This is a genomic window from Sphingomonas faeni (assembly GCF_040407505.1).
Taxonomy (GTDB): Bacteria; Pseudomonadota; Alphaproteobacteria; order Sphingomonadales; family Sphingomonadaceae; genus Sphingomonas; species Sphingomonas faeni_E.
Genome location: NZ_JAPZPQ010000007.1, coordinates 54,102 through 77,810, shown reverse-complemented (window position 1 = coordinate 77,810; position 23,709 = coordinate 54,102). Strand labels below are relative to the sequence as shown.

The 23,709-nt window shown below is 65.8% G+C and carries 15 protein-coding genes; 7 read left to right on the top strand and 8 right to left on the bottom strand.

Annotated elements, in window-relative coordinates; all coding sequences use genetic code 11:
• Positions 1-236: 236 nt before the first annotated feature.
• From glpX to O6X71_RS17785, 3 genes are all read right to left on the bottom strand, one after another.
• Positions 237-1,208, bottom strand: a complete 972-nt coding sequence (gene glpX, locus O6X71_RS17795) for a class II fructose-bisphosphatase (RefSeq protein WP_056065803.1) — start codon at positions 1,206-1,208, stop codon at positions 237-239.
• Positions 1,209-1,269: 61 nt separating this feature from the next.
• On the bottom strand, positions 1,270-2,088 hold the full coding sequence (gene dapD / locus O6X71_RS17790; RefSeq protein WP_353467073.1) for a 2,3,4,5-tetrahydropyridine-2,6-dicarboxylate N-succinyltransferase: 819 nt from the start codon (positions 2,086-2,088) through the stop codon (positions 1,270-1,272).
• Entirely contained in the window at positions 2,085-2,762 is a 678-nt protein-coding gene (locus O6X71_RS17785) for a pyrimidine 5'-nucleotidase (RefSeq protein ID WP_353467072.1), read from the bottom strand. The genes dapD and O6X71_RS17785 overlap by 4 nt, the downstream gene beginning before the upstream one ends.
• Positions 2,763-2,898: 136 nt before the next feature.
• On the opposite strand from O6X71_RS17785, the gene O6X71_RS17780 reads away from it, so the two are divergent.
• Positions 2,899-5,232 (top strand): S8 family peptidase, encoded by a 2,334-nt coding sequence (locus O6X71_RS17780; RefSeq protein ID WP_353467071.1) that lies wholly within the window; start codon positions 2,899-2,901, stop codon positions 5,230-5,232.
• 157 nt (positions 5,233-5,389) lie between these two features.
• On the top strand, positions 5,390-6,388 hold the full coding sequence (locus O6X71_RS17775) for an LLM class flavin-dependent oxidoreductase (protein WP_353467070.1): 999 nt from the start codon (positions 5,390-5,392) through the stop codon (positions 6,386-6,388).
• A gap of 53 nt (positions 6,389-6,441) precedes the next feature.
• On the opposite strand, the gene O6X71_RS17770 is transcribed toward O6X71_RS17775, so the two are convergent.
• The 3 genes from O6X71_RS17770 to O6X71_RS17760 form a co-directional block, all read right to left on the bottom strand.
• Positions 6,442-8,058, bottom strand: coding sequence for a glycoside hydrolase family 43 protein (locus O6X71_RS17770; protein WP_353467069.1), 1,617 nt, complete (start codon positions 8,056-8,058; stop codon positions 6,442-6,444).
• A complete protein-coding gene (locus tag O6X71_RS17765) occupies positions 8,055-9,296 on the bottom strand; it encodes an MFS transporter (protein WP_353467068.1) in 1,242 nt (413 codons plus the stop codon). The genes O6X71_RS17770 and O6X71_RS17765 overlap by 4 nt, the downstream gene beginning before the upstream one ends.
• 135 nt (positions 9,297-9,431) lie before the next feature.
• On the bottom strand, positions 9,432-11,525 hold the full coding sequence (locus O6X71_RS17760; RefSeq protein WP_353467067.1) for an alpha-L-arabinofuranosidase C-terminal domain-containing protein: 2,094 nt from the start codon (positions 11,523-11,525) through the stop codon (positions 9,432-9,434).
• Between the two features lie 258 nt (positions 11,526-11,783).
• Here O6X71_RS17760 and O6X71_RS17755 point away from each other — a divergent pair, with 258 nt between their 5' ends.
• The 3 genes from O6X71_RS17755 to O6X71_RS17745 all read left to right on the top strand — a co-directional run bounded on the left by O6X71_RS17755 (position 11,784) and on the right by O6X71_RS17745 (position 17,064).
• Complete coding sequence (locus O6X71_RS17755) at positions 11,784-12,830, top strand: LacI family DNA-binding transcriptional regulator (RefSeq protein WP_353467066.1); 1,047 nt, start codon at positions 11,784-11,786, stop codon at positions 12,828-12,830.
• Between the two features lie 276 nt (positions 12,831-13,106).
• Positions 13,107-16,103, top strand: coding sequence for a TonB-dependent receptor plug domain-containing protein (locus tag O6X71_RS17750; RefSeq protein ID WP_353467065.1), 2,997 nt, complete (start codon positions 13,107-13,109; stop codon positions 16,101-16,103).
• A 31-nt stretch (positions 16,104-16,134) separates the two neighbouring features.
• Positions 16,135-17,064 (top strand): hypothetical protein, encoded by a 930-nt coding sequence (locus O6X71_RS17745; RefSeq protein WP_353467064.1) that lies wholly within the window; start codon positions 16,135-16,137, stop codon positions 17,062-17,064.
• Between the two features lie 25 nt (positions 17,065-17,089).
• On the opposite strand, the gene O6X71_RS17740 is transcribed toward O6X71_RS17745, so the two are convergent.
• Positions 17,090-18,103: a cupin-like domain-containing protein gene (locus O6X71_RS17740; protein WP_353467062.1), complete on the bottom strand. Its 1,014-nt coding sequence runs from the start codon at positions 18,101-18,103 to the stop codon at positions 17,090-17,092.
• Positions 18,103-18,786 carry a SapC family protein gene (locus O6X71_RS17735; protein WP_353467061.1) on the bottom strand — a complete coding sequence of 228 codons (684 nt, stop codon included), beginning with the start codon at positions 18,784-18,786 and terminating at the stop codon, positions 18,103-18,105. The genes O6X71_RS17740 and O6X71_RS17735 overlap by 1 nt, the downstream gene beginning before the upstream one ends.
• 324 nt (positions 18,787-19,110) lie before the next feature.
• On the opposite strand from O6X71_RS17735, the gene O6X71_RS17730 reads away from it, so the two are divergent.
• Both O6X71_RS17730 and O6X71_RS17725 read left to right on the top strand, forming a co-directional pair.
• Positions 19,111-22,104 carry a TonB-dependent receptor gene (locus O6X71_RS17730; RefSeq protein ID WP_353467148.1) on the top strand — a complete coding sequence of 998 codons (2,994 nt, stop codon included), beginning with the start codon at positions 19,111-19,113 and terminating at the stop codon, positions 22,102-22,104.
• A gap of 62 nt (positions 22,105-22,166) precedes the next feature.
• Positions 22,167-23,708 (top strand): tryptophan halogenase family protein, encoded by a 1,542-nt coding sequence (locus O6X71_RS17725; RefSeq protein WP_353467060.1) that lies wholly within the window; start codon positions 22,167-22,169, stop codon positions 23,706-23,708.
• The last annotated feature ends 1 nt before the right edge of the window (position 23,709 follow it).

Genomic DNA, 23,709 nt, shown 5'->3' with positions numbered 1-23,709 from the left:
CACCGCTCTACTTCCTTGATCTCCCGCGAAGGCGGGAGCCCAGTCTGGGTCCCCGCCTTCGCGGGGACACATGGTTGGCTTGCGCGATCCTCGACGAAGCCGCCACCCCGGCGAAGGCCGGGGCCCAGTTGGGGGACGCTGCTGACGACGGACAACGCTCCGTTACTCCGACCTTTCCACCTGGGCCCCGGCCTCCGCCGGGGAGGTGCTGAGCTGCCGGCCGGCGCAGTATCAAATCAGTCAGTCCGATGCTCACCCTTGACCCAACGCACCGTCCCCGAAGACGCGCGCATCACCACGCTCTCGGTGGTCATCTTGCCCTTCTTCCGCTTCACGCCAGCCAGCAACGAGCCATCCGTAACCCCGGTCGCCGCAAAGATGCAGTCACCCTTCGCCAGTTCCGAAAGGTCATACTGCTTGTCGAGATCCGTGATCCCCCACTTCGCCGCACGCCCACGCTCGTCGTCGTTCCGGAACAGCAACCGCCCCTTGAACTGCCCGCCGACGCAGCGCAGCGCCGCGCACGCCAGCACGCCCTCGGGCGCGCCGCCGGAGCCCATATACACGTCGACCGTGGTCTCGGGATCGGACGTCGCGATCACGCCCGCGACATCGCCGTCACCGATCAGCATGATCCCGCAACCGACCTGGCGCAGTTCGGCGATCAGCGCCTCGTGACGCGGCCGATCGAGCACGCACACGATCAGGTCGCGCGCCGGTACGCCCTTGGCGGCGGCGACGGCGTTGATGTTCTCGGTCGGCGTCTTGTCGAGATCGATGATGCCCTCGGGATAGCCCGGCCCGACCGCGATCTTGTCCATGTAGACGTCGGGCGCGTTGAGCAGCCCGCCCTCTTCGGCGATCGCCAGCACGGCGAGGCTGTTCGGCCCCGCGGTCGCGCAGATCGTCGTGCCTTCCAGGGGATCGAGCGCGATGTCGATCTTCGGGCCCTTGCCGATCGCCGAGCCGACCTTCTCGCCGATGAAGAGCATCGGGGCCTCGTCGCGCTCGCCCTCGCCGATCACGACCGTGCCGTCCATGTAGAGCGAGTTGAGCGCCTCGCGCATCGCCTCGACCGCGGCCGCATCCGCCGCCTTCTCGTCGCCACGACCGACGAGCGTGGAGGCGGCGATCGCCGCCGCCTCGGTCACGCGGACCATTTCGAGGACGAGTACGCGGTCGAGAACCTGGCTGGCAGCAGCGGTCAAAGTCTATCTCCTCGGTATGTTTCGTCCCGGATAGGCAGCAGCCATCCGGTTGTCGACCCGATCAGTCCCTCAGCAGGTCATTGATCGAGGTTTTGGAACGAGTTTGCGCATCGACCCGCTTGACGATCACCGCACAGTACAGTGCTGGCTTACCGTCACCACCACCGATCGAACCCGGTACGACCACCGCGTACGGCGGCACTTCGCCCTTGAACACTTCGCCGGTCGCGCGGTCGATGATCTTGGTCGAGGCGCCCAGATACACGCCCATCGACAGCACCGCGCCCTCGCCGACGCGAACGCCCTCGGCGACTTCCGCGCGCGCGCCGATGAAGGCGCCATCGCCGATGATGACGGGATCCGCCTGCAACGGCTCGAGCACGCCGCCGATGCCGGCGCCGCCCGACAGATGCACGTTCCTGCCGATCTGCGCGCACGACCCGACCGTCGCCCACGCGTCGACCATCGTGCCCTCGCCGACATAGGCGCCGATGTTGACGAAGCTCGGCATCAGGATCGCGCCCTTGGCGATGAAGCTCCCGCGCCGCGCGACCGCGCCCGGCACGACACGGATACCCGCCGCGCGGAACTCCGCCTCGCCCCAGCTCGAGAACTTCGACGGCACCTTGTCGAACCCCGGGGACCCTGCCGAACCGCCGTCGATCACCACGTTGTCGTTGAGCCGGAACGAGAGCAGCACCGCCTTCTTCAACCACTGGTTGACCTGCCAGCCATCAGCGGTCGGCTCGGCAACGCGCGCGGTGCCGGCATCCAGCATCGCCAGCGCGGACTCGACGGCGTCGCGAACCTCGCCCTTGGTATCCAGGCCAAGGTTCGCGCGGTCGTCCCAGGCGGCGTCGATGATGGTCTGCAAGGTCATGATGTCTCCAGGATGGTTTCGAGCCATGGCGCAAGCACCGGCACGGTAAAATCGATGTGATCGCGGGCAACGTCGGGCGACTGCTCGGAGCCGTTGTCGATCCAGACTGTGGTCATCCCGATCGCCTTGGCCGGCGTCAGGTTGCGCGCCATGTCGTCGGCGAACAACGACTCTCGCGGATCGATGTCGAACGCCGCGCAGAACCCTGCATAGGCGGATGCATGCGGCTTCGGCATCAGGTTCATCGCGTGGATGTCGTGGATCGCCTCGAAGCTCTCGCCGAGCCCGAGCCGGTCGAGGATCTTCAGCGCATACGGCTTGTCGCCATTGGTGAAGACGAGTTTCCGCCCCGGCAGCTTGGCGATCGCGGCGACCAGCGGCGCGTCATGCTCCAGCACATCCATCTCGATGTCGTGGACATGCGCCAGGAACGCGTGCGGATCGACATGATGCTCGGCCATCAGCCCCGACAGCGTCGTGCCGTGATTGTGGAAATACCCCTTCTGCACGCGCCGCGCCTCGTCGTGATCGAGCCCGAGCAGATCCTGGATGAACCCGGTCATCCGCGCGTCGACCTGCGCGAACAGGTCCGCGCTCGCCGGGTACAGCGTGTTGTCGAGATCGAAGATCCAGTTGCGGACATGGTCGAGGCGGGGGTCAAGGCGGGCAAGCATCGGCCGGAACCTCTACGGACCGCCGCGCGCGGCGACAAGCGGGGTGCGACACTGCAGACCTTCAGGACCGATGTTTACGATCGCGTAAGGCTTTGCATTCCAGTATGTTACGGAAAATCACAAAAGGGCGGGATGAATGCGCGGCACGAAGGCGGGGCTGCTGAGAACGGCGGCGGTGGCAAGTGGCCTGCTGCTCGCCGCGTGCGGGGGCGGCGGGGGCGGCGGCGTCAACAGCACGCCCGCCCCTCCCACGGTTTCCACCCCGACGCCGACACCGCTTCCGACACCAGCGCCCACCCCTGCTCCGACTCCCGCGCCGACCCCGACCCCGACACCGACACCGTCCAGCAACGACACCAGCGAATATCGCGCGACCGTCGGCGCGGTCTCGATGAACGCGCTGGCCGCGTACAACGTCGGCGCGACCGGCAAGGGGATCGGCGTCGGCGTGATCGACAGCGGTATCGACCTGCAAAGCCAGGAGTTCGGCAGCCGCGTTTCGTCCGCCTCGCAGGACGTCGCCGGCAATAGCTCGATCGACGACGAAGGCGGCCACGGCACCGCGGTCGCCTTCACGCTGGCAGGCCGGAGGAATGGCGCGGGCTCGCACGGCGTGGCGTTCGATGCGACCCTGATCGTCCTGCGCGCCGACCGCCCCGGCACCTGCGCCACCGCGAGCAAGGACGACGAGGATTCGGGCTGCAAGTTCGGCACCGACGCGATCACCCGCGGGCTCGATGCGGCACGCACGGCAGGCGCGAAGGTCGTCAACATCTCGCTCGGCGGCTCCGAGATGCCACAGAGCCTTAAGGATGCGATCGGCCGCGCGACTGCCGCCGGACTGGTCGTTGTGATCGCGGCGGGCAATGACGGCTCGGTCAATCCCGATCCGTTCACCAACGTCGCCGGCGAAGTGCAGGCCCGCAACCAGGTGATCATCGCGGGCTCGGTCGGCGCAAGCGACGGGATCTCGACCTTCAGCGACCGCGCGGGGACCGGCGCCGCGCACTTCCTAACCGCGGTCGGCGAAAGCGTTCGTGCGCCCGACGCGACCGATACCGCCTATCTCTGGTCGGGCACGTCGTTCGCCGCGCCGCAGATTTCCGGCGCGGTGGCGTTGCTCGCCCAGGCCTTCCCCAACCTGACCGGCGCGCAGATCGTCGACATCCTCTTTCGCAGCGCACGCGATGTCGGCGCCCCCGGAGTCGACGCGGTGTACGGCAACGGCGTGCTCGACCTGACGCGCGCGTTCCAGCCGCTCGGCACAACCTCGATCGCGGGATCGAAAGCGGTCATCTCGACGAGCGGCAATGCCACCCTGTCCGCGCCGATGGGCGACGCGACCCAGGGCGAACTCGGCGCGGTGATCCTCGACGGCTACAGCCGCGCGTTCGCGATCGACCTCGCCAAGACGATCGCGCGCCGCAGCCCCGAACGTTCGCTCGGCGGCGCACTCCAGTCGCGATTTCGCACCGTCGCGCTGGCGCAGGGCGGCATGACCGTATCGATGACGCTCGCGCCGCGCGCCAACGGCGACGTCGCGCTCGATCGCACCTCGTTGTCGAGCGCCGACGCTACCAGTGCACGCGCCATCGCCGGAATGGTGACGCAGAAGCTCGGCAGCACGCTGTCGTTCGGCTTCGGCTTCGCGCAAGGATCGGGTGCGCTGAGTGCACAGCTTTCCGGCCAGTCCGAACCCGCCTTCCTGATCGCCAACACCGGCAACCTGGGCTTCGACAGCACCACGCGGGCGTCGAGCGCAATCCGGCAGAGCTTCGGTGGGTTCGGCTTCACTGCGGGCATCGAGAATGGCGACGTCCTGACGCAGCGTGACAGCGACCTCCGCCTGCGCGACCGCTGGCAGCGCTCGGGCTACAACCGCGTCTCGCTTGCAGTCGACCGACGCTTCGGCGCGCTGTCGACGATGGTCGCCGCCATTCGCATGGACGAGCGCGACACCGTCCTCGGCGCGCGGTTCGACGCCGCGCTCGGCGGGACGCGCGCGGCAACGTGGTTCGTGGATACCAAAGCACGGTTCGATGCCGGCGCCGGCTGGAGCATCGGCGGCTCCATGCGCCAGGGCTGGACCCAGGCCACCGTCCGCGGCGGCCTCAGCGGCGAAGGACTAGTCCGCACCAACGCGTTCGCGGCCGACATCGGCAAGGACGGCGTGTTCGGCCACGACACGCTCGGACTCCGCATCGCGCAACCGTTGCGCGTAGCCCGCGGCGGGATCGACCTCGGCCTGCCGACCTATTTCGATTACACGTCCGGTACCGTCACCGACTGGACCACCCAACGCCTCAACCTCGCCCCACAAGGCCGTGAACTCGACGTTGAACTACGCTACGGCCTGCCCGCATTCGGGGGCGGCCTGGACACCAACCTGTTCTTCCGCCGCGACCCCGGCAACTTCGCGGCACTCCCGAACGACTATGGCATGGCGATGCGCTACAGCCTGGGGTTCTGATCCCCCCGCCCCCCCAATCCGTCATCCTGACGAAAGTCAGGATCCAGAGTAACGGGCGCTGCCGTATTTGGCTCTGGATCCTGACTTTCGTCAGGATGACAGACGTGAGAGACGGGCGGGGCTGGATAAGCTACCGCTCGGTACCTATCTCTGCCGCATGACACGCTATTCCCTGCTCGATCTGGTCCCCGTCATCGAAGGCGGCACCGTCTCCCAATCGCTCGCCAACGCGGCCGACCTCGCGCGGCATGCCGAGAGCGTCGGGTTCCAGCGCTACTGGGTCGCCGAGCACCACGGCATGACCGGCATCGCGTCCGCCGCAACCGCCGTCGTGATCGGGCACATCGCCGCCGCCACGAAGACGATCCGCGTAGGCTCGGGCGGCATCATGCTCCCCAACCACGCGCCGCTGACGATCGCCGAGCAGTTCGGCACGCTCGACGCGCTGTTCCCCGGCCGCATCGATCTCGGCCTCGGCCGCGCACCCGGCTCCGACCAGCGCGTTGCGCGCGCGATGCGCCGCACGTTGGAGACAGACGCGAACGCCTTCCCACAGGACGTGATGGAGCTCCAGAGCTACTTCGCCAATGACGGCCAGACCGGCATCGTCGCGACCCCGGGCGCAGGCGCGGACGTCGAGATGTGGATCCTCGGCTCGAGCACGTTCGGTGCGCAGTTGGCGGCAGCACTCGGCCTGCCCTACGCGTTCGCCTCGCACTTCGCCCCCGACGCGCTCGATGCCGCACTCGCAATCTACCGCCGCGATTTCCGTCCGTCTGCGCGCCTGTCGAAGCCACACGTCATGGCCGGCTTCAACGTGTTCGCGGCCGAGACCGACGCGGAGGCGGAACTGCTCGCCACCTCGCAGCAACAGTCGTTCGTCGCGCTCCGCACCGGCAACCCCGGCAAGATGAAGCCGCCCCTCGCCGGCTACCGCGAGTCGCTCGGCGCGCAGGGCAACCAGATTCTCGATCACGTCTTGCAATGCTCGGCGGTCGGCAGCCCGGCCAAGGTCGCCCGCGGCATCGCGGCGTTCGTCGAGCGGACCGGTGTCGACGAGGTCATGGTGACCAGCGCGATCTACGACCATGAGGCGCGCAAGCGGAGCCTCTCGATCACCGCCGACGTGATGCAGGACTTGAAGATCGCGGCGTAACACTGGGCCAGTGGTTACGGACTGAACGCGGATCGACGCCGCGGTCAGTCCGCTCAGTCGCCGCCGGCTTCGACATACTCGAAATAGCTGAAATCGGCCGGTTCGCCGGCTCCCGACATATCCTGGCACGCCATCCCGACAAAGGCGCCGGTGAAGTTGGGCAGGCCCGGCAGGGTCGCCTCATCGGACAGGACGCTCGCGTCGAACCGGTCCGCGAGCCAGGTCCACGCGCTCGATCCAGCACTCCGGTATCCGAAGCGAAGGCTTTCGTGATCCACCTCGACCCGCAATCCGATCGGTCCCGCGTCGATCGCGATCGGCTGAGTAATCACGCTGCTGCCTAGCGGGGTCGGTATCGCCGACAGCACCTGCAGCACGCGCCGGCCGTCGTCGGCGGCGGTGACGTGCAGGTAATGGAACTTCGTCGAATTATAGTAGCAGACCAGCCCCGCCGCCTGCTGGAAGTGACGTGGTTCGAACGTGACGAGCGTCTCGGCGGCGTAGGCGAACGCCTGCTGCCGGCGCGCGACCAGCGACTGCGTGAAGTGGCTCCCGATCGTCTCGCGGCCGTAGAGGCGCAGATAACCGAGCCGCGCGGTCAGGCTGAACAACCGGTGGGCATCAGGGGTGCGCAGCCACTGGAAGGCTTCGGGCAACGTATCGGTATCGAACACGCTGCGCTCGCGCCGCGGTTCGGGAGCGGCCGACGCCGTGCCATCCTCCACGATCAGCGCCGGACTCGCGTCGCCGTCGAGCGTCCGCAGCCAGCCATCCTCGCGCCAGCGCATCGGCTGGATCGCGGTCTCGCGGCCCAGCACGCACCGGTCGCTGACGGGCAGCGGCCGTCCGCACAGATACACCATCCAGGTTTCGCCGGTCGGCGTTTCGACCAGATCGCCGTGCCCGGTCCGCTGCAACTGCACGCCCTGCTTGCCCGCCGCGGTCAGTACCGGGCCATCCGGATGCACCTCGTACGGGCCGAACAGCGACCGTGACCGTGCCATCACGACGGCATGATTGCGCTCTGTGCCGCCCTCGGCGACCAGCAGGTGATACCAGCCGTCGCGCTTGTAGAGGTGCGGGCCCTCGGTGAAGCCAAGCGAAGTGCCCTCGAAGATCATGCGACGGTCGCCGAGCATGTCGCCCGTCGCGAGGTCGATCTCCTGCGCCACGATCCCGGCAAAGCGACGCCCGCCCGGCCGGTGGTCCCACAGCATGTTGAGCAGCCAGCTCCGCCCGTCATCGTCATGGAACAGCGCCGGGTCGAAACCACTGCTGTTGAGGTGGACGGGATCGGACCACGGTCCGTCGATATGCTCCGCCGTGACCCAGTAATTATGGAAATCGCGCAGCGATGCGCCCCGCGCGCCGTCGATCGTGGTCTGACCATAGCGCTTCACATCGGTGTAGATCAGGTGGAAGCGGCCGTTCGCATGGCTCAGGTCGGGCGCCCATACTCCGCACGAGTCCGGATTCCCGCGCATGTCCAGCTGGCTCGCGCGGTTGAGCGGCCGCGTTACCAGCCGCCAGTTCGCAAGGTCGCGCGAATGATGGATCTGGACGCCGGGATACCATTCGAAGGTCGAGGTCGCGACGTAATAATCGTCGCCGACGCGGACGATCGACGGGTCCGGATTGAAGCCGGAAAGGATCGGATTTCGAATAGTCATGCGGGCTTTCGTATCAGGACCCAGAGGAGTGCGGCGCCGACCAGGTCGAGCAGTCCGAGCAGGATGAAGAACGGCTGGTAGCCGACCTCCGCGACCATCGAGCCGAGCACCAGCGTGAAGATCAGGACGCCGAGATTGGCGGCGGTGCCCGACATTCCCGTCGCGGTCGCGACCTGATCCTGCGGGAACAGGTCCGACGACAGCGTGATGACGGTCACCGACAGCGTCTGGTGCGCGAAACCGCCGAGGCACAGCAGCGCGATCGCCGCGATCGGGCTGGTCACCGTGCCGACGAACATCATCCCCGTCATCAGCACCGCACCCACCGTGAAGGCGCCACGCCGCGCATCGATCAGGTCGACGCCGCGCCGTTGCAGCCATGCCACCACGATCGGCCCGAACAGGCATCCGAGGTCCGCCGCCAGGAACGGCAGCCACGCGAACATCGCGATCTGGCCGAGATCGAAATCCCGCACCTGCACCAGGTACAGCGGCATCCAGAACGACAGCATGCCCCACACCGGATCGGCGAGGAACCGCGCTGCCGCGATCGCCCACAGGTTACGCCGCCGCAGCAGTTCGCCGAGCGGCGGACGCTTGCGATGCGTGGCGAGCGATGCCTCCTGTCCTTCGACGATCAGCGTGCGTTCCGCCGGCGACAGCCGTCGATGTTTTGCGGGCGGCGCATACCAGAACAGCCACGCGATCACCCACACCAGCCCGAGCGCGCCGGCGATGAAGAAGGCCGCGCGCCAGCTATGGTTGAGCACCGCCCAGGCTACCAGCGGCGGCGCGAACACCGCGCCGAACGAGGCCCCGATCTGATAGATGCCGCCCGCGACGCCCCGCTCTCGTGCCGGAAACCATTCGGCGACCAGCTTCATCCCCGCGGGCTGCGCCGATCCCTCGACCAGCCCCAGTGCACCGCGCAGGCCGGCGAACCCCATCCAGCCGGTCGCCAGTCCGTGCGCCATCGTGATCAGCGACCAGATCGCGACGAACAGCGTGAAGCCGATCTTCAGCCCGACCACGTCGAGCACATAGCCGGCGAGCGGCTGGAACATGATGCCGATCTGGAATGCGCCGGTGATCCAGGAATATTCGGCCGCGCTGATATGCTGCTCGGCCATGATCGCCGGCGCCGCGACGCCGAGCACGCTGCGCGCGAGATAGTTGATGATCATCGCCACCACGAACAGGCCGATGATGGTCCAGCGGATATTCCTGAAGCGCCGCACCCTCACCCCCTCGGTAACGTTATCATCGCGTGGTAGCCGCCGACGCTCGTCTTAGGCAAGCATTGCTGCTGCAAAAACGCGTCGAAATGCGGTCGAGAGCAACTGTAGCCACGCGCGGCGCGGTCGCGGTCCGGCTCAGTGCGCCGCCGCGATCGGCATTTCGTAGATCGCTGCGGAGATCGCCGGTACCATCACGGTGCGCGTCCCCGCCACCTTGCTCTCGGCGATCGTCACGCCGTTCGGGGAGGCGATCGTGTTCGCCACCTCCACCGTCTTGCCGGTCATGACCCAGCGCCTGCCGCCGCCGCGCAGCCTCATGCCGGAAAGCGCAAGGTTCAGTCTCTGCGGCTGGAACGTCGCGTTCACCGCTGCGAGGCGCAGTTTGGTGCCGTCCGGCGACAGCCCCGCGATCACGTCGAGCGGATAAGTCGAACTGCCCGCGCGCACCTTGGGATGCGCATGGCCGATCGGGTATTTCGGCTCTGGTTGCGGTACATCGCCATCGACCTTCAGCGGAACCGTCCCGGCGCCGAAATGCTCGCCGTACAGCTTGAATACCGTGCCAGTGGCGTTGAGGGTCGCGGCGGATGGCGAGATGTCCATCGTCGAAACGCCGGTCGTGAACGCCGACATCGTCAGGAAATCGGTGTGGCGAAGCATCTCCTGGAACACCATCGCATAGGCCAGCGAGGATTTCAGCGTCGGCGGCCCCGCCATGTACGCATATTCGTCGATCGACAGGAACGTCTTGGCGGCGCGGATCTTCGGGAACTTCGTCTCGTAGATCGCCCATTCCTCCGCCTCCATGCGAACATGGTTCGAGGGCGAACGGACGAATTCGATAAGCTCGTCGGCGGCCGGCGCATTGGGCCGCTTTTCCGCGCGATCATACCAATGCTCGGTGATGCCGTCAAAATTCCCCCATGCCTTGGCGAAGAAGCCACCGGTCCAGTCCTCCTCGGTACCGAACTTCGCCTGAATGCTCTCGATCGACGAGTTCTGTTGCACGCCCTTCGGATGCAACTCCTCGGGCATCGCGCCCGATGCGATCAGCGTTATCGACGGATCCTTCGCCCGCATCGCCTTCGCGAATTCATTGTGCTTGATCATGAAGTAATCGAGCGAAGTCTTGCCGATCTGCCACCAGCCGAACGGTTCGTTGCCGATGTTCCACCATTTGACGCGGTAGGGTGCTGGATGACCGTTCGCCGCACGCTTGGCGCCCCATTCGGAGGTCGCCGCGCCGTTGAGATATTCAACCTCCTCGGCCGCCGAGTTCGCATCGCCCAGCCCCGCATTGACCGTGACATAGGGTTCGACGCCCAGGATACGCGTCAGGTCCATCCATTCGTCCATGCCGAGATCGTTCGGCTGCATCGCGCTCCAAGCGTGATCGAACATCGGCGCGCGCGCATCGCGCGGCCCTATCGCCTCGTGCCAGTCCCAGTCGGACAGGAAGTTTCCGCCTGGCAGGCGCCAGAAGCCCGAGTTCAGCGACTTCGCGATCGCAGTCGTATCCGCACGCCAGCCGTTGATGTTGTCCGCCGGCATCAGCGACACCACGCCGACGCGAAAAACGGCCGTACCGGTGGAGGGGCCAGTGCCAGTGATCTCCAGCCATGCATCGGTCGCCGCCGCGGTCGGCGTGAACGCAAAGCTGGCCTCGCTCCAGTCCGCGCCCGGCGTCGGCAACAACACGACCTGCCGGTCCTGCGGCCGATCGCCCCAGACCAACGCCACCGACACCGCCACGCCCGGCTCGCCACTCAGTTTGAGCTTGCCGACATACCGCCGGTCGCGGACGACCTCGATCCCGCCTTGGCCGATGCCGGTGACATGGTCGGGGGACACTGCGATACGCGCGCTCTGCGTGCCGACGTACGGATGCTGCGTGTCCATCGTCACGGCAGCGTCGCCGCCGATCGGGCGCCATTTGCGGTAGACGACACCGGGCCGCCCTTCGGCATTGACCGGTGGTGGCGCGTCGCTGGCGGCGGGGCCGATCGGATAATAGAATTTGCGGTCGTCGAGCATCTCCGCCCACAGCGTCCGCGCGACCAGTCCGCCGATCGGTTCGATGAACATGCCGTATTCATAGGGTGTGACCGCCGCAGACCGCGCCGTTGCGTCGATCCGGACGGCGATAGGCTGAGCCCGTTGCGCCTCGGCCGAGACGAATACCGTGGCTTGACCCGCGAACAGGACGAACGCTGCGACGACCGGTTTCATCGACCTCTCCCTTGGTGCTTGCTCGCCATTGCGGCGATGATCGCGACGCGCCGGTTCGATCCGATGTCGCAGCGCATGTCCCAATAGATTACGCAGACTAATGATAACGTCAACATGTGTGCTCTGTGGGTCGGCATACTCTGGTCGAGATCCGACCAACTTGCATCGCGGGGCCAAAGGTCTAGGTCGCAACGTCGTGTATGGTTCGTATTGAGGGGCTCGACGTGACGATCGTCGGGCGGGGTTGAAGGGATCGGTGTGAAGGAACGCGCTCGGCGCTCGCGCAGCCCGACGATCATCGATGTCGCCGCGCAGGCCGGGGTATCCCCGATGACCGTGTCGCGCGTCATCAACGGCCGCGCCAGCGTCGATCCGACCACCCGCGCCAGCGTCCAGGATGCGATCGACGCACTCGGCTATACGCCGAACCTCGCCGCGCGCAGCCTGGTCACGTCCACCGAACTCAAGATCGGCGTGATATACGCCAACCCGAGCGCCGCGTTCATGAGCGACTTCCTCACCGGCGTATTCGAGGAGGCCTCGATCCGTGGCGCACGGCTGATCCTGCTGAAGGGCGAAGACGGCCGTCCGCCCAGCCCCGCCGCGCTGGAGAACCTGGTCGCAACGGGCATCTCCGGCATGATCTGCGCGCCGCCGTTGAGCGAGTCCGCGGCGGTCCTCGACGTGTTGCGCAAGGCGCGCGTGCCGGTAGCGGCGGTCGGCGCGCACGATGTCGACGACGTGATCTGCGTCCGTATCGACGATCGCCTCGCCGCGTACGAGATGACGCGCGAGCTGATCGCGATGGGTCACCGAAGGCTCGGGTTCGTCGTCGGCAACCCCGACCAGGTCGCCAGCCTGAAGCGGCTCGACGGCTTCTACGCCGCGGTGCGCGAACATCCGGGCGTTCGTGCGACGATCGCGCAGGGCGATTTCAGCTTTGCCTCGGGACTCGCCGCCGGCGACCAGTTGCTCCAGGCCGATCCGCCCCCCACCGCGATTTTCGCCAGCAACGACGACATGGCCGCCGCCGTCGTGTCGGTCGCGCATCGGCGACAACTGGACGTACCGCGCGAACTGACGGTCGTCGGGTTCGACGATACCACCGCAGCGGTGATGCTCTGGCCGCCGCTGACCACGGTGCACCAGCCGGTCCGCCGCCTCGCCGCAGAAGCACTCGGCCTGCTGGTCGCGGAGATCGCCACGTCGCCGAGAACCCCCGCCAAGCGCGCCGACCGGGTGCTGGACCACGAAATCGTCAAGCGACAGTCGACGTCGCCCCCGCAGGACGACGCCACGCTTTAACGCCATTCGCCGTTTCTGCGGACGTCGACGACCTCCATACTATGCCACCGATAGTATGAGTATTGACTCCTCCGCGATGTCGACGCATTGTTGCGTGGTAACGTTATCAAACAGCAACATCGAGTTGCGGGATGACGTTGCAGGAACGCCGGTAAACCGGCGCGCCGTAAAAGGGGGTAGGATGCAATGGTTTCCAGAATCACGACTCTGTCGGCTCACGTCCGCGCCAGCGTTTGGGCGCAAGAGACATCGCGTTTAGCAACAGCGCCACGTTCGATGTCTACCATTTCCAGTCCGACTACACAGCAACGGCGCACCCTCATCGCCGGATCGAGCAGCATCGCCGCGCTTATCCTCTCGCTATACGCAGCACCGTCTTTCGCGCAGGCCGCCCCAGCGCAAACCACCGACACCGTCGCCCCCGCAGAGCCGGTCGCCGAGACGCCCAAGCCCGCCGAACCCGAGGCCGTCAGAACCGCCGACATCATCGTCACCGGCTCCCGGATCCAGTCGAGCGGCTTTACCGCCCCGACGCCGACCACGGTCATCAGCGAAGCCGATATCCAGAACAACGCGCAGCCCAACGTCTTCACGACGATCGCGCAGCTGCCATCGTTGCAGGGATCGAGCAGCTCGACGACCAACACGTTCAGCACGTCGAGCGGCCAGCAGGGCCTGAGCTCGTTCTCGCTCCGGGGTCTGGGGACGATCCGTACACTCACCCTGGTCGACGGCCAGCGCGTCGTCGGCGCCTATTATACCGGCGTCACCGACGTCAGCCTGCTCCCGCAATTGCTGATCAAGCGAGTCGACATCGTCAACGGCGGCGCGTCCGCATCCTACGGATCGGACGCGGTCGGCGGCGTCGTCAACTTCATCACCGACACCCATTTCCAGGGCTTCAAAGGCAACATCCAGGGCGGCATCACCAATTACGGCGACGACGGCCAGGGGCTCATCCAACTTGCCGCGGGGCGGAGCTATCTGAACGACCGACTCCACCTCGTCGTCAGCGGCGAATATGCCAAGGAAGCAGGCGTCGGCCCCGGTGATTTCGGCACCGACCTCGCCGGTGGTCGCGACTGGTTCACGCAGACGACGATGATCAACCGCAACGTCGTCGACGACGGATCACCGCAATACGTCCTGCGCGATTTCGCCCAGCCGTATAACTTCACGAAATACGGCCTCATCACCGCCGGTCCGCTGCAGGGCACCGCGTTCGACCAGAGCGGCCGCCCCTTCCAGTTCCAATATGGCTCGAATGGCGTGCCCGCACGTGACAGTTCCGGCGCGGTTCGAGGCTGCCTGCCCGGCTTCTGCGTCGGCGGCGACCTGTCGGGGAACATCGATACCGGCCGCACCCTGCAGTCGGCGATCCAGCGCCTCGATAGCTATGGGCGGATCGGCTATGATTTCGCGACCGACAACGAGGTCTATGTCAGCGTCAATGTCGGCCAGGTGAAGACCCACAACCAGCCGACCAACGGGGCCAACCGACCCGGCCTGAGGCTCCAGTGCGCGAACCCGTTCGTCCCGGCGTCAATCCAGGCGGCATGTGCGACCGCGGGGATCACGGATTTCCAGTTCGGCGCCAGCGTCGCGATTTTGCCGAACACGATCGTCCATACCGATCGCCGCCAATACCGTGTCGTCAGCGGCCTGAAGGGCAAGTTCGATCTCGGTGGTTCGCCCTGGACCTATGACGCCTATTACGAGCGTGGCATTACCGACACCGCGATCGACGTCGACGACATCGTGCTCACGCCGCATTTCAACCAGGCGATCCAGGCGATCACGCTCAACGGCGCGATCGTCTGCGCCAATCCGGTCGCGCGCGCCAATGGCTGTATCCCGCTCAATATCATCGGCGGCGCGACACCCTCCGAGTCGGCACGCCGGTATGTCCAGCCCGAGAACGGCCCGATCCAGCGCCTTCACCTGACGCAGGATGTCGCGAGCCTCGCCTTCTCCGGCACACCCGTCGAGCTGTGGGCGGGTCCCTTGTCGGTCGCGTTCGGCGGCGAATATCGCAAGGAATTCTACAAGGTCCGCGCCGATGCGTACGGCGCCGGCGTCTCTGCGCTCAGTCCCTATACCAGTGAATACCCCGCCGACCCAACGCTGCTAACCGCGGGCAACAACTGGTATGCCGGTAACTACAAGAACGGCACCGGCGCCTACGACGTCAAGGAAGCGTTCCTCGAGCTCGACGTCCCACTCTTCAAGTCGGACATGATGGGCAGGGCCAACATCAACGGCGCGGCCCGCATCACCGACTACAGCACGTCGGGCCGGGTATGGACGTGGAAGATCGGCGGGACGTGGGACACGCCGCTTAACGGACTTCGCCTGCGCGGCGTCACCTCGCGCGATGTTCGCGCACCCAATCTGTCCGAGCTGTTCGCCGCACCGGTGACGACGACGCTGCCCAACTTCCTCGACCCCGCGCGCAACGTCAACGTCGTGGCGATCCAGAACGCGATCGGCAACCCGGCACTCACGCCTGAGATCGCGCGCAACACCGAAGTCGGCGCGGTCTATGCCAACCCATCCTGGCTGCCGGGGTTCAGCGCCTCGGTCGATTACTACAACATCAAGGTTACCGACGTGATCTCCAGCCTCGGCGCGGCGCAGATCGTCGACCTGTGCTTCCGCAACATCCTGCCCGAAACGTGCAGCGCGTATAATCTGAACAACACCGCCGGTCCCAATTTCATCAATGCGCAGGCGTTCAACCTCGCCTCGATCAAGACCGACGGCTTCGATATCGAGGCAAGCTATCGGTGGCGGCGCCCGCTCGGTGTGGACGGGACGTTCACGCTCCGCGGCCTGGCGACGCACATCCGGAAGTTCGTCACGGATACCGGCCTGCCGGGGACGATTCCGACCGACGGCGCCGGCGTGAACCTCGGCGCCACCCCACGCTGGAAGCTGCTTGCGGTCCAGGCGTTCAGCAACGACCGCTTCAGCCTGACGGTACAGGAACGCTGGTTCAGCGACGGCAATTACGGCAACCAGTACGTCGTCTGCGCGCCCGGAACCTGCCCCAAATCGACCACGACCGCGCCGACGATCGACCGCAACTTCATGCCCGGCGCCTTCTATCTCGACGTCGGCGGAACGTATACCATCACCAAACAGGTGTCCGGGTACTTCAAGGTCGACAACGTCTTCGATCACGACCCGGCCGCGTCGCCGCAGAGCGCCAACCCGGCCTTGTACGACATCGTCGGGCGTATCTACCGTGTCGGCGTCCGCTTTTCGTTCTGACACCCAACGCCTACCCATACGGAGATCCAGCATGCGCGCTCTCGCCCTTCTGATTGCCGGCATCATGCTGGGTTCGCCCGGGATCGCGCGCACCGCTGACGGCGCGGTGGCGCAACCGGCGCCACTGGAACGCGGGTCGGGCACGTACCCCGCGATCTTCGAGGAACGACCGGACCTGCCCGACCATGTCGTCTACGGCCCGGCGGATCTTGGTGCGCTGGGTCGGGCCAAGCTCGGAATCTACGTCTTCGGCAATGGCGGCTGCAGCGCGGACGGGACGAGTTCGCGCAACCACCTGCTGGAGATCGCCTCGCACGGCTATCTCGTCATCGCGTCGGGCACGATCCCCAAGCCGAAGTCCGACGCCGCGACCAAGCCCGCACCGACCCCCGCCCCCGGCACGACGCTGACCTCGGCAACGTCAACGCGCGCGCTGACCGACGCGATCGACTGGGCGCAGCGTGAGAATGCCCGCGCCGGCAGTCCGTTCAAGGGCAGGATCGCCACCACGGAGATCGCGGCGTCCGGCTGGAGTTGCGGCGGCTTGCAGGCATTATCGACGGCGCAGGACCCGCGCGTGACGACCGCGGTGATCATGAACAGCGGCTTCTTTCCCGAGGGCGCGAACCCGATCGGCGGCGTGGTGTCCGACAAGGCGCTGCTGAAGACGCTGCACGGCTCGATCCTCTACGTCCTCGGCGGTCCGACCGACATCGCGGTCGCGAACGGTACCGACGATTTCCAGCGGATCGACCACATCCCTGCGGCGCTGGTCAACATACCGGTGGGCCACGGCGGCACCTACATGCAACCGCATGGCGGTATCGCGGCAGAGGTTGTGACCGCCTGGCTGGACTGGCGGCTGAAGAACGACCGGACCGCTGCCGCGCGCTTCGCCGGCAAGGATTGCGGGTTCTGCAAGGACAAGCGGCTCACAATCGAGCGGAAACACTTCGACTAGGCTGAGGCGTCACTCCAACGCACGCTCAACCGCCGCGCAGCAGGCGCATCACCAGCGTCCGGATCCGCCCGTGATTCTCCTTCGACGCGCCGAGCACGCCGTGGCGTTCGGGCGGGAGGAACGCGAGCGGGTGGCCGTCGGGGCGGAACACGTAGTGATCGAACCACGCACGCCAAGCTGCGCGCTCGGCCGGCGGGCGTTCGGCGATCGTCAGGAGCGATAGCAGCATCGCGGTGTAGGGCTGGTCCGGTCCTGCGCTGAACCCGTCCCACCAGAAATTGACCAGGACGTTGACGTCGCCGACCGCCTCGACCTGATGCCACCAGAGTTTCGGCACGTAGAGCGCGTCGCCGGGCTCCAGCTCGACCACCAGTGCGCGGTCTCGGGCGTTTTCGAAGCGGGGGAAGCGCGGGTCGCCGGGCTCGCTGCCGACCGCGAGGCTGATCGGCTGGCCGGCGAGCGTGTGGTCGATCGGTCCGACATACAGGTCGCGGATCGCGTCGGGCGGGAACAGCGTGAAGCGCCGCCGCCCCGCCGCGACGCACGCGACGTTGTCCATCGTGTCGTAATGGCAGGCGACGGTCGAGGCGTGGCCGACCCAGAACCGCGGGCGCACCGCGGACGGTACGAACGGCAGGCGGGTGGTTTCCTCGATACCGGGGAAATACGTCTCCGCGGTCATCGATCCCATGTACATGCTGGTCCGGCCGGGGTCCGCCGCGCTGTCGAGGATTCGCGTCAGCGCCTCGCCGAAGGGCACCGAACTACGGTCGAAATTGAACCCGGCGAGCGTCGCGTCGTAAGTGTACCGCGCGCCGATCTCGGGTTTGCCGACGAACACTTCCGCGAGCTTGCCGCTATCGAAGCGGCGAAGCTGCGCCACCACGCCGTCGAGGGCCGCATCCGGGGTCGTCGCCCCCGACAGCATCGGCCAATCCCGCGCCGCGCCGCGCAATACCGCGGGCTCGCACCGCGCCATCACCTCGGCCTGGTAAGTTTCCGGATCGCGCAACGCGTCGGCGGGCGGCTCGTGCAGCATCAGCCGATGTCCGCCAGCCGGTTGTTGCGGATCCGGCCGAGCGTCCGCAGATGGCGGATCGATCCGGCCTGCGCATAGGCGAGTTGCAGGTCGCCGCGGCGAAACAGGTCGAGCACCGCGGTATCGGGCAATGCGTGCAGCGCGTCGAGGCTGATCGTGTAGAGTCCTTCCAGCGTCAGATGCTCGCCGTCGTCGAAGCTCATCGTCACGTCGATCGGCTCGAGCAGGCGATGCGCGAGGAAACGCTCGATCAGCGCATCGGTCTCGGGAATGCCCGACTGGAGGACGTGCAGCGCCTGCTGGATGCGCTTGAGTGGTAGCGCTGCCTCACCGTTCATGTCGAACAAGAGCTGGCCGTCTGGCTCCGCAAAGACACCGTGTTCGCGGTCGACGACCAGTTGCCCGTCGCTGATGTAGAAGCCTTGGCGTTCGAGGTCGGCGGGTCGGTAGTCGGGCAGCGTGCCCCGTATCGCCATCAGGTTGCGGCCCGGTTCCAGGCCCATCACGACGCCGGCGTAAAAGGCGCCGGTCTCCGGGTGTTTCGTAAAGAGAATCGCATAATAGGGTGCGGCTTGGAGGAATTCATCGGCGACGATTTGTGCAAATTGCCGCTCGCCATCATGCGCGCGCGATACGCGCAACGCCGCATGCTGTGCATGGCTCAGCATCTCCCAGATCGGCATCGCGTCTCCTTCCGTACAGTCTTCTTGCTCGTGAGATCGCACATGCCGCGGCGGTTGCAAAGCTTCGTCGCCACCACTCATACAATTGCTTGCATTGGCCGGCGACGTGATTATTGTGAGCGCTACCGTAGATAGTGGAGACGGTGCGGGAACCCGCACGATTCGACTGTCGAAGTAACTTTGTCGTGTACGCCTCTCAAAAGAAGGGCGGTGCGGCGTCGCATGAGGGGATGTTTGACCGTGACCACCACTACGCGCGCTTTCGGCTTTCGAGGACTGGCCCACCCATCGAGCGCACTCGCCTGCGCGACCAGCGTACTGGCGATGATGTGGTCGATCCCGGCAATGGCGCAGGATCAGGGCAATCTTCAGAACAGCACGACCACGCAGCCGTCCGCGCCGCAGCCAGCCGTACCGACGACCGCGAATACCACGACCGCGTCGGAAGCCGGGCAGCCACAGGACGCAGCGACCGCGCCAGACGTGTCGCAGGGCAACACGGTGCAGGGCAGCGCACCGCAGAGCGACGACATCATCGTCACCGGCCTGCGCGGTTCGCTCCAGCGCAACCTCGACCTGAAGCGCACCTCGTCGGGCGTCGTCGACGTCATCTCGGCGGAAGACATCGGCAAGTTCCCGGATTCGAACGTGGCGGCGTCGCTGCAGCGTCTGCCAGGCGTATCGATCCAGCGCTCCGGTTCGCGCGGCGAGCCGATCGGCATCACGGTTCGCGGTTTCGGCGGCGATTTCAACACCACGTTGTACGATGGCCGCCGCATCTCGACCGCAACCGGCAATCGCCAGATCGACTTCAGCACCGTCGGCGTCGATTTCATCGGCCAGCTGAGCGTTTTCAAGACGCCGGACGTGACGGTCGCATCAAGTTCGATCGGCGCGACTGTGGATATCCAGTTCCCCAAGCCGTTCGACCATCCCGGGTTCCGCCTCGCCGCCACGGGCTCGGGGTCGATCCAGGATCGCTCGGGCAAGATCGTGCCGACCGCCGGCCTGTTGATCAGCAGCACGAACAAAGACGAGACATTCGGTGTCCTTGCCGACGTGATCTACACGCGGCGTGATACTGATACCAACCGCGTCTATTTGTCGGGTTGGCCGGGCGGCAATTTCGCGCCGTGCCAGCTGACCGGTAATGCCGGGGCAGCAAACTGTGCGCCGACCAGCGATCCGAAGTCGGCAAACTACGCCAATCCCAACAATCGCCAGAACCTGCCCGGCTGGTTCCCGCAGCAATATGGCGCGGAGCAGCAGCGCGTGAAGGACGAGCGCGTCGACGCGCGCGTCGCGTTCCAATATCATCCGACCGACGACCTGATGGTCACGCTGGACAACAACTTCTCGCGCCAGACGATCGACCAGGATAATTACGCGTTCGGCGTGTGGTTCAGCCAGGGCGACCTGCGCAACGTCACGGTCGACAAGAACGGCACAGCGGTCGACTTCACGCAGGCCGGCAGCCCGACCGACTTCACGGCGGCGGAAAACAAGCAGATCCTGCAGACCAACCAGACTGGCCTCAACGTCAAATACGACGCGACCGAACACCTAACGTTCGAAGCCGACGGCTCCTACGCAAAGAGCTGGCTCAATCCCGGTAACGTGGTCGGCAGTAAGAATGGCGACATCGGGTACGGCAATGCGCTCGGCAACGTGCTGCGCTTCAAGGTCGACGGCAAGAGCAGCGACGCCTTCCCGACGATCAGCAACTTCGGTCCCGCCGGCGATGGCGCACGCTGGGCCGATCAGTCGGTGATCGGTACGCACGTCACCGTAAATCAGACGCAGAAAAATACCGACGAACTCATCCAGTTCCGGGGCAACGCCACGTGGAAGCAGGACGACCTGACGATCAAGGCCGGCGGCCAATATTACCAGGACACGTTCAACTTCCGCAACCAGAGCACGTTCACCAACAACTTCTGGCAGGCCTATGCCGGCTATGGCGGCCCATCGGGGCGGACGACGGGTATCTCGCCGGTCCCTGCGGACATCTACCAGGGCTCGATCAGCCTCAACAACTTCATCCCCGGCTTCAACGGCAGCCTGCCACCATCGGTGTTCGTGTTCAGCCCGACCGCGTATCAGAACTATCTGACCAGCCTCGGCAATCCGTACGCGAAGAACATTCCGGGCTTTAATTATCCGAGCCCGACGAGCGGCGACGGTCTGCTCGGCTTCCGCGGTGCGTTCGACGAGGCGGTCGATCCGGGCAGCGTATTGAACGTGCGTGAGCGGACCTGGTCGCTGTACTTCAACGTGAACTTCAAGGCCGATATCGGCGACATGCCGTTCACGTTCAACGCGGGCGTCCGCAACGAAACGACGAACCTGCGCGCGACGGGACAGGGTCGCCTGCCGACCTCGATCACGACGAGCACCGCCGATCCGACGCTACTCGGCATCCCGACCTATACCGACATCGTGCCGAACACGACCAACAGCTCGTATTCGTATCTCCTGCCCAGCATCGATGCGAAGCTCGAGGTCACCAACACGCTGCTGCTGCGCTTCGACGCGTCGCGCACGCTGACCCGGCCGAGCCTGAGCGTGCTCAACCCGGTGCTGAACGTCGGCAACGGTCAGCGTGTCGGCGCCCTGTCGGCGAGCGGCGGCAACCCGAACCTGAAGCCGTATCTCGCGGACAATTTCGACGTTGCGGCCGAATGGTATTATCAGCGCAACTCGTACCTGTCGGTCGACTTCTTCCTGAAGAACGTCAGCAACTTCATCATCGGCGGCGTGACTCGGCAATCGATCAACGGGCTGATCGATCCGACGACGGGCATCCTGGCGAGCTTTGCCGTATCGCAGCAGGTGAATGGACCCAACGCGACCGTTCGCGGCGTAGAGCTGGCGTGGCAGCAGGTGTTCGGCAGCTCGGGCTTCGGGTTCCAGGCCAACGCGACCTTCGTCAACACCAACCGGCCGTATGACGACAAAAACATCTCGCAGACCGGATTTGCGGTTACGGGCCTGGCCAATTCGGCGAACTTCGTCGGCTTCTATGACAAGGGTGGGTTCCAGTTCCGGACCGCGCTCAACTGGCGCGACAAGTATCTGCTTCAGTTCGGCCAGAATCAGAACACCGGGGCATTCGGGTCGGAGCCGACCTTCGTCGACCAAAGCTTCCAGGTCGATCTGTCGACGAGCTACGACATCAACAAGCAGTTCAGCGTCTTTGCCGAAGCGTTGAACGTCAACAACAACCAGCAGAGCACGCACGGGCGCTACGACAACCAGTTGCTCGACGTGTTCGATTACGGCCGCCGCTACACCGCAGGCGTTCGCTTCCACTTCTGATCTCTCTCCCCCTGGCGGAGCACGACCTGTTCGCGCTCCGCCCTTTTTGATTACGCTGCACCATGCACGAAATTCAGAACATCGTTATCGTCGGCGGCGGCACCGCAGGGTGGCTGACCGCGGGCGTGATCGCGGCCAAGCACCAGGCGCGACGCCAACACGGCTTCACCGTCACTTTGATCGAATCGCCCAACGTCCCGACGATCGGCGTCGGCGAAGGAACATGGCCGACGCTGCGTTCGACGCTCAAGAAGATGGGCGTATCGGAGACCGAACTGTTCCGGCAGTGCGACGCGTCGTTCAAGCAGGGCGCACGGTTCAATCGCTGGACCACCGGTGCGCCGGACGATGGCTATTACCACCCGCTGATGCTCCCGCAGCACTTCGGGCAGGTGAACCTCGCGCCGCACTGGCTTGCGGACGAGGGCAACGCGACGTTCTGCGACACGGTCACGCCGCAGGGCCGGATCTGCGACGAAGGGCTAGGCCCCAAGACGATCGCGACGCCCGAATATGACGGCCATGCGAACTACGCGTATCACCTCGACGCGGGGAAGTTCTCGCACTTTCTCCAGCGGCATTGCTGCGACACGCTCGGCGTCCGCCATGTGAAGGCCGACGTTACCGAGGTGCATCTCGACGAGAGCGGCGACATCGCCAGCCTCGATACCGAACAGGGCGTTTCGATCGCGGGTGACCTGTTCATCGACTGCACCGGGTTCGCCGCACTGCTGATCGGCGGCGCGATGAAGGTGCCGTTCCGCAGCTGCACCGACATATTGTTCTGCGACACCGCGCTGGCGATGCAGGTGCCGTACGACGTGCCCGACGCACCGATCGCGAGCCACACGATCTCGACCGCGCAATCGGCTGGCTGGATTTGGGACATCGGCCTGCCGACGCGGCGTGGAGTCGGCCATGTCTTTTCGAGCAGCCACATCAGCGCGGACGCCGCCGAGCAGGAGTTGCGCGACTATATCGGCCCCGCCGCGCGCGACCTGACTGCGCGACGGCTGGCGATCCGCGCCGGCCACCGGGAGCAGTTCTGGGTGCGTAACTGCGTCGCGGTCGGGCTTGCCGCGGGGTTCCTCGAACCGCTCGAGGCCTCCGCGATCGTCCTGATCGAGCTGTCGGCGAAGATGATCGCCGAGCAGATGCCCGCGTGTCGCCAAGTGATGGACGTCGTCGCGCATCGCTTCAACGACACGGCGTATTATCGCTGGGGGCGGATCATCGACTTCCTCAAGCTGCATTATGCGCTGACCAAGCGGACCGACACCGATTTCTGGCGCGACAATGTCCGGCCGGAATCGATCCCCGACCGGCTGGCGGGCCTGATGGAGCTATGGCGCTTCCAGTCGCCGTGGGTGCATGACGAATTCGACCGCGCCGAGGAGGTCTTCCCGTCGGCGAGCTATCAATATGTGCTGTACGGCATGGGGGCGCGGACCGCGGTGATCCCGGGGTCGATCGACGACGACGTCGCGCTGGCTCGGCGCGCGCGGCACGACAACCAAGTGCAGACGCAGCGACTGGTGAGCAGCCTGCCCGGCCACCGCGATCTCATCGACCGTATCAAGCGCCACGGCCTCCAGCCGATCTAGC